The sequence below is a fragment of the Kitasatospora sp. NPDC091257 genome, assembly GCF_044757675.1.
Classification (GTDB): Bacteria; Actinomycetota; Actinomycetes; order Streptomycetales; family Streptomycetaceae; genus Kitasatospora; species Kitasatospora lactacystinica.
This window is the reverse complement of the sequence record NZ_JBIVVI010000206.1, coordinates 1-9,656: the sequence shown is the minus strand read 5'-3', so window position 1 is coordinate 9,656 and position 9,656 is coordinate 1. Positions and strand designations below refer to the sequence as shown.

Here is a 9,656-nt window from a genome sequence, read left to right as displayed (position 1 = left end):
TCCGGCGCGGACAGGCCGAGCCCGTACAGGTCGTTCAGGGCGGCGGCCGTGGCGCACTCCAGGGCGGCGGAGGAGGAGAGCCCTGCCCCGGTCGGCACGTCGCTGTCGAAGGACAGGTCGGCTCCGCCGATCGCGTGTCCGGCCTCGGCGAGGGCCCAGAACACGCCGGCCGGGTAGGCGGCCCAGCTGGTGACGACCCCGGGGGCCAGGCCGTCGAGCGCGAGGTCGGTGATGGTGCCGTCGCCCTGGGTGCTGTGGAGCCGCACCCGGCCGTCCGCGCGGCGGCGGGCGGTGACCCTGGTGGTGTGCGGGAGGGCGATGGGCAGGACGAAGCCGTCGTTGTAGTCGGTGTGCTCACCGATCAGGTTCACCCGGCCGGGCGCGGCCCACACGCCGCTCGGCCGGGCGCCGTGGACGGCCTCGAAGTCGGTGGCGGCCCGGTCGATCATCTGCTCGGCTCCCGTACGTCGTGCGTGTGCGTCGTGTCGGCTCCCGTCGATGCCTCCATCGGCGGACGGGAGTTGATTTCGACATAATCAAACATCATCGGCCGCCACAGTCAACACCTGCGGATTTCTCATCGCAACAGGGATCGAATGCGGCGCCTGATGACCTGCCAGCAGGTCTACACCTGTTGACAAACGATCGGATATGTTTGATTCTGTTGGAGATCGGCACAGGCTGGCCGAACTCCCCCGCAGAAGGAGCACAGCGGTGCACAAGACCGCGACCAAGTTGGCCGACGGCCGCGAACTCGTCTACTACGACCAGGAGTTCGGCACGGTCCGGAACGCCGTGGACGAACGCCCGCTGGAACCCTCCCGAGGTCGGCGCGGACGTACTGGGCGATGTCGATCTTGTTGATGACCAGCAGGTCCGACTCGGTGATGCCCGGGCCGCGCTTGCGGGGCATCTTCTCGCCCTCGGCGGTGTCGAGGACGAAGAGGAAGAGGTCCACCAGCACCGGGCTGAAGGTCAGGGTGAGGTTGTCGCCGCCGGACTCGAACAGCAGGGTGTCGACGTCCGGGAAGCGCTCCAGCATCTCGGCGCCGGCCGCGAGGTTCATCGTCGGGTCGTCCCGGACGGCCGTGTGCGGGCAGGCGCCGGTCTCCACGCCGACCACCCGCTCCGGGTCCAGCAGCCCGGCCAGGGTGCGCCGCACGTGCTGGGCGTCCTCCTGGGTGTAGATGTCGTTGGTGATGACCGCCGGGCGGTGGCCGCGGGCGATCAGCACCGGGACGAGCGCCTCGATCAGCGCCGTCTTGCCGGAGCCCACCGGCCCGCCGATGCCCACGCGGAGCACGTTCTCGGTCAACTCTCCTCCTTGGATTGTTAGTTCTGGTGGCACACGTACGCATCGAGTGGTCAGCTCATGAACAGCCGGGCCTCCGCCCGTTCGTGCCGCCCGGACATGGCGTCCGCGACCGGCACGCAGCCGCCGAGGTCCGCCAAGTCCCTTGCCAGCGCGGCGGAGACGACCTCCCGGATCACCGGGGAGGCCGCCCGCAGCACCACCTGCGCCTTGCGGTGGTCGGTCAGCCGCAGCCGGAGCGCCGCACCGACGAAGCTGGTGCAGAACGCGAACAGGTCGCTGGTGACGGCCTGTTCGACCGGAACGCCGGCCGAGGCGTACGCCACCCCGGCCGCCACCGCCTGGCAGCCGGGGGCCCGCTTCCGCGCGACCAGTGCGGCGTACCGCTCCAGCGCCTCGCCGCCCAACGACTCCCGGGCGATGTCCAGGAGTTGGCGTCCGGTCCGGGTGGCGGCCAGGCGCAGTTCGCGGTTGAGCCGGGTGGCGTGCAGCCGCTGGTCGGTCTCGGCGAGCAGCTCCCAGTCGCCCGCCGTGGCCGCCCGGTGGGCCAGGACCAGCGCCGTGGCGTCGGACGGTCCGACGCCGTGCCGCAGCAGGTCGGCGAGCAGCGCGGGCAGGGTGTCCGGGGTGACGGCCTTGGCCTGGGCGTAGCCCTCCAGCCCGTGCGACAGGGTGTAGAAGCCGCTGGGGAAGGCCGAGTCGGTCAGTTGGAGGCAGACCAGCAGCGCGTCCAGGCCGTCCCCCGACACGCCGGCGTCGGCAGCGACACCAACAACACCACCGGCGTCGGCGACATCGGTTCCGCTCACGCGAGGTAGAACAGGTGGTTGAGCGGCAGTTCGCGGGCCGGCTCGATGGTGGCGGGCTCGCCGTCCAGGGTGACCTTGTACGTCTCCGGGTCGACCGCGATCTTCGGCAGCGCGTCGTTGCGCACCATGTGCTGCTTGCCGACCGAACGGCACCGCCGGACCGGCAGCACCCGGCTCTCCAGGCCGAGTCGGGCCGGAACCCCGAGGTCGACGGCGGCCTGCGACATGAAGGACACCCGGGTGGCCTGCCTGGTCCGGCCGTACTGGCCGAACATCGGGCGGTAGTAGACCGGCTGCGGGGTGGGCAGCGAGGCGTTCGGGTCGCCCATCAGCGCCCAGTTGATCACGCCGCCCTTGATGACCATCTTCGGCTTGGCGGCGAAGGAGTTGATCGGCCAGAGCACGATGTCGGCGAGCTTTCCGGGCTCCAGCGAGCCGATGTGGTCGGCGGTGCCGGAGGCGACGGCCGGGTTGATGGTGAGCTTGGCGAGGTAGCGCAGCACGCGGGCGTTGTCGTTGCGCTCGCTGTCGCCGGCCAGCTTGCCGCGCTGGTCCTTGCAGTGGTGGGCGGTCTGGAAGGCGCGGGTGAAGGACTCGCCGATCCGGCCCATCGCCTGCGAGTCGGAGGAGAAGATCGAGATGACGCCCTCGTCGTGCAGCACGGTCTCGGCGGCGATGGTCTCGGCGCGGACCCGGGAGTCGGCGAAGGAGACGTCCTCGGGGATGCTGTGGCTGAGGTGGTGGCAGACCATCACCATGTCCAGCAGCTCGTCCACGGAGTTGACGGTGTAGGGCAGCGTGGGGTTGGTGGAGGACGGCAGCACGTTGGGCTCGCCGGCGATCCGCATGATGTCGGGGGCGTGGCCGCCGCCCGCGCCCTCGGTGTGGAAGGTGTGGATGGTGCGGCCGTCGATCGCGGACAGGGTGTCCTCGAAGTAGCCGGACTCGTTGAGGGTGTCGGTGTGGATGGCCACCTGCACGTCGTACTCGTCGGCGACGCTCAGCGCGCTGTCGATCGCGGCCGGGGTGCTGCCCCAGTCCTCGTGCACCTTGAGGCCGCACGCCCCCGCCTCGACCTGCTCGCGCAGGGCTCCGGGCAGCGAGCCGTTGCCCTTGCCGAGCAGTCCGACGTTGACGGGCAGGTCCTCGACCGCCTGGTACATCCGGTGGATGTTCCACGGGCCGGGGGTGCAGGTGGTGCCGTTGGTGCCGTCGGACGGGCCGGTGCCGCCGCCGATCAGGGTGGTGATGCCGTTGCTCAGCGCCTCCTGCACCTGCTGCGGGGCGATGAAGTGGATGTGGGTGTCGATGCCGCCGGCGGTGGCGATCAGGTGCTCGCCGGAGATCACCTCGGTGCCGGGGCCGATCACCAGCCGCGGGTGCACGCCGCTCTGGGTGTGCGGGTTCCCGGCCTTTCCGACGGCGACGATCAGGCCGTCCTTGACGCCGATGTCGCCCTTGACCACGCCGAGCACCGCGTCCATGACGACCACGTTGGTGATGACCAGGTCGAGCGCCCCCTGGAGCGAGGTCGCGGCCGGGTCCTGGGCCATCCCGTCGCGGATGCCCTTGCCGCCGCCGTAGACGGCCTCGTCGCCGTAGTGGCCCTGGTTGAAGTCCTGCTCGACCTCGACCAGGAGGTTGGTGTCGGCGAGGTGGAAGCGGTCGCCGACGGTGGGGCCGAAGAGGTCGGTGTACTGCCTGCGGGAGAGGATGGCCATCAGCGGTCGCCTTCCTGGTGGGTCTCCGTGCGGAAGTCCCGGGGCCGGTCTTCCTTGTGGTCGAGGTTGGTGCCCTTGAAGCCGAGGGCGATGGCCCGGTCGACGGCGCGGGCGCGGGTGGCGGGGGCGGTGATGCCGCCGTCCACGAGGTTGGCGAAGCCGACCAGGCGGCGGTGGCCGCCGAACTCGGCGAGCGTGACGTCCTTGGTGTCTCCCGGCTCGAACCGGACGGCGGTGCCGGCCGGGATGTCCAGGTGCTTGCCGAAGGCGGCGTTGCGGTCGAAGTCGAGGGCGCGGTTGGCCTCGAAGAAGTGGTAGTGGGAGCCCACCTGGATCGCCCGGTCGCCGGTGTTGCTGACCGTGACGGTGGCCTTGGCGCGGCCGGCGTTGATCTCCACCGGGTCCTCGCCGTACAGGTATGCGGCGCTACCGGACATGGTCGGCCTTCCTTTCTGCCGGGTCAGTGGGGGTGTGTTCGGGTCCCCGGGGGTGGCCGGGGCGGTCGTGCGCATGGTGCTGGTGGTTCTGATGCTGGTGCTGGTTCCCGTGCTGCTGCTGGTGGTGCTGGTGATGGTGCTGATGGCTCTGCTCGTCCGGCCCGTGGCTGTGCGCGTAGCCGTGCCCGTGCTCGGCGTCGAGGCCGGCCGGGATGCCGTCCTCCCCGTGCCCGAGCAGGTGCAGCGCCGCCGCCGTCCGGGCCGCGACCACCCCGGCGACGGCGGACGGCCGCAGCAGCGGACCGCCGTCCCGTACGCCGGGCAGCGGGGTGCGCAGGGCCGGCCCGAAAGAGGCCGGAACGGCCGTCACCTCGCGTGCGCCGAGAAGGCGGCAGCGTTCGGCGCCCTCGGCCGGGTCGGGGTCGCCGCCGTCGAGGGCGACCTCGACCCACCGGTGCCGGCCGTACTGGCGGGCGAGGCGGGCGATCCGGAACAGCTCGGCGTCCTCGAACGGGCCGGCCGCCGGCGCGGTGACCAGCACCGCGCCGTCGGGGGCGGCGCCGGCGGCTGCGCGCAGCCAGCCGATCAGGTGGTCGGCGGCGGCGAAGGGGGCGGTCAGCGCGAGCCGTCCGCGGCCTTCCCCGGCGGCCAGCCAGCGCAGCGCCCGGGCGGTGTCGGCGACCAGTCCGGGGTCGCGGCCGAGCGTCATCGGCACGACGCACACCGGTCCGTCGCCCGCCGCGGCGAGCGCCGACCGTACGGCCTCGGTGAGCGGACGGCCCGCGGGGGCGACGGCGTGCACGGTGGCGCACCCGGCGGTCGGGGGCCGGGTGGTGGAAGGCACCGTGGACGGGTGCCGGGCGGCGGCCGGCCCGGTGGACCCGCCGGCCACCAGGGCGGCGAGGTCCCGTCCACCGTCGCTCTCGTGCCCACCGGCCAGCACCACGGTGGCGGCCTGAATCCGGGTCATCGCTCAGGCACCCACCGGGTCGTGGCAGGAGACCAGCTTGGTCCCGTCCAGGAACGCCGCCTCGACCTGGAGCAGCGGGAGCATCTCGCGCACGCCGGGCATGACGTCCTCGCCGCCGACGACCTGCTTGCCGATCTCCATGCACTCGGCGACGGTCCGGCCGTCCCGGGCGCCCTCCATGATCGCCTCGCTGATCAACGCGCAGGCCTCGCTGTAGTTCAGCTTGACGCCGCGGTCCCGGCGTTTGCGGGCCAGGTCGGCGACGACGTAGATGTACAGCTTGCCCATCTCACGCGGCGAGAGATTCACGGGTATCACTCTTCCTTTCCGGGAATCCGATGAATGGCAGGGAGTGCTCGCGGCAATCGACCTGCCGAGAGTTCAAATAAAGCGAAGAGAAGCGAGAGAAACGAGGGAAACGAGAACGGCGGGGAAAGTGGGGAAAGTGAGGGGATTGCGGGGACGTCGGGCGCGGAATCAGACCCGGCGCAGGCGCGGGACGGCCGGGACCGCCGCCAGGAACAGCATCGTGGTCAGCACGAACGGCCAGGTGAAGGCATGGCCGCCGAAGGTCGCGGAGACCGCGCCGAGCGCCGGGGTCAGCACCGTCGCGCCGGCCGCACCGAGCAGGGCGTAGGCCGCGCTCCAGGCGTCGGGCGCCAGGAACACCCCGCACAGCGCGAGGGCGACCAGCACCCCGCTGTACCCGAGCAGGCCCTGCCCTACGGCCTCGCCGGGGGCGCCGAACGCCCAGGCCGTGAGCAGCCCGGTGGCGCTTCCCGCGCAGGCCATCAGGCCCGCGAGCCGGCTCGCCGCGAACAGCCCGGCCAGGAACAGCAGGCCGGCGTACCACTGCGGCACGAGGAAGATCTGACCGATGTTCGCGAAGAACCCGTGCCAGAGCCGGTCCCAGCCCAGCCCGGTCGGCCCCTCCGCCGGAACGGGCAGGGCGGCGGGCGCTCCCGCCCCGTGCCACAGCCGCCGGAGGCCGGGGGCGGCCGCCGTGACGGCGGTCGCGACCAGGCAGAACGGCGCGGTCAGCGCGGGCAGCCGCCAGGTGGCGAGCAGCGCCCCGAGTCCCGCCGCGACCACCACGGCGACGGCGGCCCCGAGGACCGCCACCGCGACCGTCGCGGGGCGCCCGGCGCCCAGGAGGACGGCGCAACCCAGCGCCACCAGGCACCCGTTGTACCCGTGCAGCCCCGCCCCGACGGCCTCCCGGTCGAGCCCGAGCCCGTACGCCACGGCGGTGGAGACGGCACTGCCCAGCAGCCCGTAGAGGCCGTACTGCCAGTCGGCGGCGAACAGTGCGGCCACGAAGAAGAGTCCGCAGACGACGGACGGCATGAAATCGACCTGCGCGACGCCGCGCAGCACTTCCGCGAACCACCTGCCGGATATCGGACGAGTCGCCACCGAGGCGCTCTCCCCACCCTGTTGCAAATCCATGCTGCGCACCAATTTTCCGGTACGGCCGGCCTGCCTGAAAGTCGGCCCCGGCGATTCCTCCGGAACCGTACTCCTACGGTTTGCGAAGTCCAGGGGGCACGGGCTGTTATGCCAAATCCACGGAGGGTGACCATCGGGCCACTGAGCTGCAACAATCTGTTGAAGTCAGTGCGGGTCGCGTTCGTTGCAGGGAGAAATCCTTTGCGAAGTTTTACCGACGGTTGGCATCGACGCCGCCGGGGTCCGCGGTCACTCCACCCGGCCCAGATGCCGCACCAGGAACCTTTCGGAGGACATCAGTTGGAGCTCCGGCACCCCCACATGGCCCCCGAGGTTGGCGTGCAGCGTCTTCTCCCGCGAACCCAGCGCGCCGAACAGGGCCAGCGCCCCCTCACGCAGGACCAGCTCGTCGTCCCACTGGACGAGGAACTCCACCGGCACCCCGACCCGCTCCGCCGCCTCCGTCTGCGAGGCGTGCCCCGTCAGCCCGAACACCGCGACGGCGACCCGCGGTTCGGCCGCCGCCAGCGGGATGCCGATCACGCTCCCCAGCGACAGCCCCCAGTACCCCACCGGCCCGAGGCCCTCCGCCCGCCCGCCCAACGCGTCCAGCACGGCCACCCATTCCGGCACCGCCCGCTCCGCGAGCGCCGCCGTGTGCCGCGCCACCCACGCACTGATCGGCCGCCCTGCCGCGATCAACTCCCCGATCTCGGTGGCGAACCGCTCGTCCTGCGCACTGCGCGGCCGCTCCCCGTGCCCCGGCGCGTCCAGCGCCACCGCCGCGCACCCGAGCTCCCGCACGCACCGGCGGGCCCGGTCCACCAGCCCCGGCACCAGCTTGTGCTGCCCGCCGCCGTGCCCCAGCAGTACCAGCGGCCGCCCGCCGAGGGACGATCCGTCCGGCTGCCAGAGCACCCCGGGCGCGCCGTCGAGGGTGAAGCGGCGCTGCGTCACGCCGTCAACGCTGGATTCCGAGGTGAAGTGCACCCCGCCATCATGGCTCCCGACACACGTTCGAGTCCCGACTTTTCCGCGTTGCCGCCGGAGCGGACCGCCACCGGCGGCTGAGCGGTGGCCCGCACGCCGCGGCACGGCCGGGGCGGGAGGCCGCCCCACCGGGCCCGGCCGGTGGGCGGCGCCGAAGGGCACCGGAGGTCGGGCGGGCCGACTTTCCGCTCCGGGCTCGCCGCACCGGGATTCCGGTGCCCGTGAGCGCTACTGCGCGGCCGGGGCGGGCTCGCCGAGGAAGGCGAGGAGGAGGGCGGTGGTCTCGGCCGGGCGCTCCAGGCTGGGGAGGTGGCCGGCCCAGGGGAGTTCCTGGTGGCGGGCGTCGGGGAGGAGGGTGGGGAGGGTGGCGGCGATGTCGCGGAAGTCCTGGAAGTCGTGGGCGCCGGCCACGGCCAGGGTGGGGGCGGTGATCCGGCCGAGGTCGACGTCCTCGCGGTCGGAGCCGAACTTCGCCTCCAGCTGGACGTCGAAGGCGTGACGCTGCATCCGGCGGACGTGCGCGCGCGTCTGCTCGTCGGCCTCCGGGCCGAGCCAGGACTCGACGTTCAGCTCGACGGCCGCGTCGATCTCCCCGGCCTCGATCAGCTCGTCCTCCCGGCCGCCGAAGGCGCGCAGGGTGTCGCTGGGCCGGTGCCCGGGGATGCCCGCGCCGAGCAGGGCCAGCCTGGTGACCGCCTCGGGGCGCAGCGCGGCCGCCGTCAGGGCGATCCGGCCGCCGTGGGAGGCGCCGACCAGGGCGGCGGTCCCGATGCCCAGGTGGTCGAGCAGGGCCAGGACGTCCCCGGTGTCGCTGTACGGGCCGTCCGCGAGCGGCGTGTCGCCGAAGCCGCGGAAGTCGCAGCGGACCACCCGGTACCCGGCGTCGATCAGCGGCTGCCACTGCGCGTCCCACATCCGCCGGTCGCACACCGAGGAGTGCAGCAGCACCACGGCGGGCCCACTGCCTGCTACGTCATGAGAAATGATCATCCGGCGGATAGTAGTGCCCTTGCCGCCGTTACCCAAGCAGTTTGAAGCCGCCGCACCCACCCGGTAAGCGCTTCCGGCCTCCCCGGGGCTCTGGACGGGTGAAGGAGGTGATCGGAGGTGCTCATGCGAGAAGCGAAGAGCGATCGGGACGACGGGTTCCAGGCGTTCATCGTCGCGGCCTGGCCGCGCCTGGTCCGGACGGCGTACCTGCTGGCCGGCGAGCAGTACGCGGCCGAGGACCTGGTGCAGTCCGCCGCCGAGAAGGCCTGCGCGGCCTGGTCGAAGGTGCGCCGGGCCGACGATCCGTACGCCTACGTGCGGCGGATCCTGGTCAACCAGCACGCCCGGCGGTGGCGCCGCCGGGCGCCGGAGCTGCTGGTGGACGCGGTGCCGGACACGGCGGGGGCGGAGGACGGCTTCGCCCGCTCCGACCAGCGCGGGGCCCTGCTGGCCGCGCTGGCCACCCTGCCGCCGCGCCAGCGCGAGGCGGTGGTGCTGCGGCACTGGGAGGACCTGAGCGACAGCCAGACGGCGGCGGCCATGGGCTGCTCGGTGGGTGCGGTGCGCAGCCACGCGGCGAAGGGCATCGCACGGCTGCGGCAGGTCACGGCGCTGGTGGAACTCAAGGACACGACACGGATCGGAGGAGTGGCATGAACCGGGAGCCGGACGGGGTGGGTACGGGCGCGGACGACGGCGAGGACCTGTGGGTCGGGTTCGGCCTCGCCGAGGCGGCGGCCGGCGCGAGGATCGGCCCGGCGCCGGTGGCGGACATCGTGGCGGGCGGCCGCCGGCTGCGGCACCGCCGCCGTACGGTGGTCGGCGCGGCGGTGCTGGCCTCGGTGGTGGCCCTGACCGGGGGTGCGCTGACGCAGCTGAGCCCGGGCGGGGCGCCCGCCCGCGGGATCGGTGCCGCGGGCGTCGGCGCCGCGCTCTCCCCGGCGCCCGGCCCCACGCCGGAGCGCACTCCCGGGTGGG

Annotated in this window: 11 protein-coding genes and 1 pseudogene; 2 read left to right on the top strand and 10 right to left on the bottom strand. The window is 72.9% G+C overall.

What is annotated here, in order from left to right; translation table 11 throughout:
* From ACIQOV_RS12655 to ACIQOV_RS12610, 10 genes are all read right to left on the bottom strand, one after another.
* A partial coding sequence (locus ACIQOV_RS12655) for a galactokinase family protein (RefSeq protein WP_401047983.1) occupies positions 1–449 on the bottom strand: 449 nt, incomplete at its 3' end.
* 176 nt (positions 450–625) lie between these two features.
* The gene (gene ureG / locus ACIQOV_RS12650; RefSeq protein WP_401047980.1) at positions 626–1,315 is read right to left on the bottom strand and encodes an urease accessory protein UreG; all 690 of its coding nucleotides are present in this window, start codon (positions 1,313–1,315) and stop codon (positions 626–628) included.
* A gap of 50 nt (positions 1,316–1,365) precedes the next feature.
* The gene (locus ACIQOV_RS12645) at positions 1,366–2,121 is read right to left on the bottom strand and encodes an urease accessory protein UreF (protein ID WP_401047977.1); all 756 of its coding nucleotides are present in this window, start codon (positions 2,119–2,121) and stop codon (positions 1,366–1,368) included.
* Entirely contained in the window at positions 2,118–3,842 is a 1,725-nt protein-coding gene (ureC, locus tag ACIQOV_RS12640) for an urease subunit alpha (RefSeq protein WP_401047974.1), read from the bottom strand. Before ureC ends, ACIQOV_RS12645 begins: the two co-directional genes overlap by 4 nt.
* Positions 3,842–4,279, bottom strand: a complete 438-nt coding sequence (locus ACIQOV_RS12635; protein ID WP_359904398.1) for an urease subunit beta — start codon at positions 4,277–4,279, stop codon at positions 3,842–3,844. Before ACIQOV_RS12635 ends, ureC begins: the two co-directional genes overlap by 1 nt.
* Complete coding sequence (locus tag ACIQOV_RS12630) at positions 4,269–5,249, bottom strand: cobalamin biosynthesis protein CbiX (protein WP_401047970.1); 981 nt, start codon at positions 5,247–5,249, stop codon at positions 4,269–4,271. Before ACIQOV_RS12630 ends, ACIQOV_RS12635 begins: the two co-directional genes overlap by 11 nt.
* Positions 5,250–5,252: 3 nt before the next feature.
* Positions 5,253–5,558: an urease subunit gamma gene (locus tag ACIQOV_RS12625; RefSeq protein WP_401047968.1), complete on the bottom strand. Its 306-nt coding sequence runs from the start codon at positions 5,556–5,558 to the stop codon at positions 5,253–5,255.
* A gap of 168 nt (positions 5,559–5,726) precedes the next feature.
* Positions 5,727–6,665, bottom strand: a complete 939-nt coding sequence (locus ACIQOV_RS12620) for an urea transporter (protein ID WP_401047965.1) — start codon at positions 6,663–6,665, stop codon at positions 5,727–5,729.
* A gap of 282 nt (positions 6,666–6,947) precedes the next feature.
* Entirely contained in the window at positions 6,948–7,655 is a 708-nt protein-coding gene (locus ACIQOV_RS12615; protein ID WP_401047963.1) for a dienelactone hydrolase family protein, read from the bottom strand.
* Between the two features lie 261 nt (positions 7,656–7,916).
* On the bottom strand, positions 7,917–8,678 hold the full coding sequence (locus ACIQOV_RS12610) for an alpha/beta fold hydrolase (RefSeq protein ID WP_401047960.1): 762 nt from the start codon (positions 8,676–8,678) through the stop codon (positions 7,917–7,919).
* 123 nt (positions 8,679–8,801) lie between these two features.
* Between ACIQOV_RS12610 and ACIQOV_RS12605 the strand changes: the two genes are divergently transcribed.
* Positions 8,802–9,335, top strand: a complete 534-nt coding sequence (locus tag ACIQOV_RS12605) for a SigE family RNA polymerase sigma factor (RefSeq protein WP_401047985.1) — start codon at positions 8,802–8,804, stop codon at positions 9,333–9,335.
* Positions 9,332–9,656: pseudogene (locus ACIQOV_RS12600) on the top strand (hypothetical protein); the annotation flags it as partial. The gene ACIQOV_RS12605 and the pseudogene ACIQOV_RS12600, both read left to right, overlap by 4 nt.

What these genes read in the sequence shown, in the direction of transcription:
- ACIQOV_RS12630 (WP_401047970.1), bottom strand. Translation starts at nt 5,249, where the DNA reads ATGACCCGGATTCAGGCCGCCACCGTGGTGCTGGCCGGTGGGCACGAG.
- ACIQOV_RS12605 (WP_401047985.1), top strand. Translation starts at nt 8,802, where the DNA reads ATGCGAGAAGCGAAGAGCGATCGGGACGACGGGTTCCAGGCGTTCATC.
- ACIQOV_RS12610 (WP_401047960.1), bottom strand. Translation starts at nt 8,678, where the DNA reads ATGATCATTTCTCATGACGTAGCAGGCAGTGGGCCCGCCGTGGTGCTG.
- ureC (WP_401047974.1), bottom strand. Translation starts at nt 3,842, where the DNA reads ATGGCCATCCTCTCCCGCAGGCAGTACACCGACCTCTTCGGCCCCACC.
- ACIQOV_RS12635 (WP_359904398.1), bottom strand. Translation starts at nt 4,279, where the DNA reads ATGTCCGGTAGCGCCGCATACCTGTACGGCGAGGACCCGGTGGAGATC.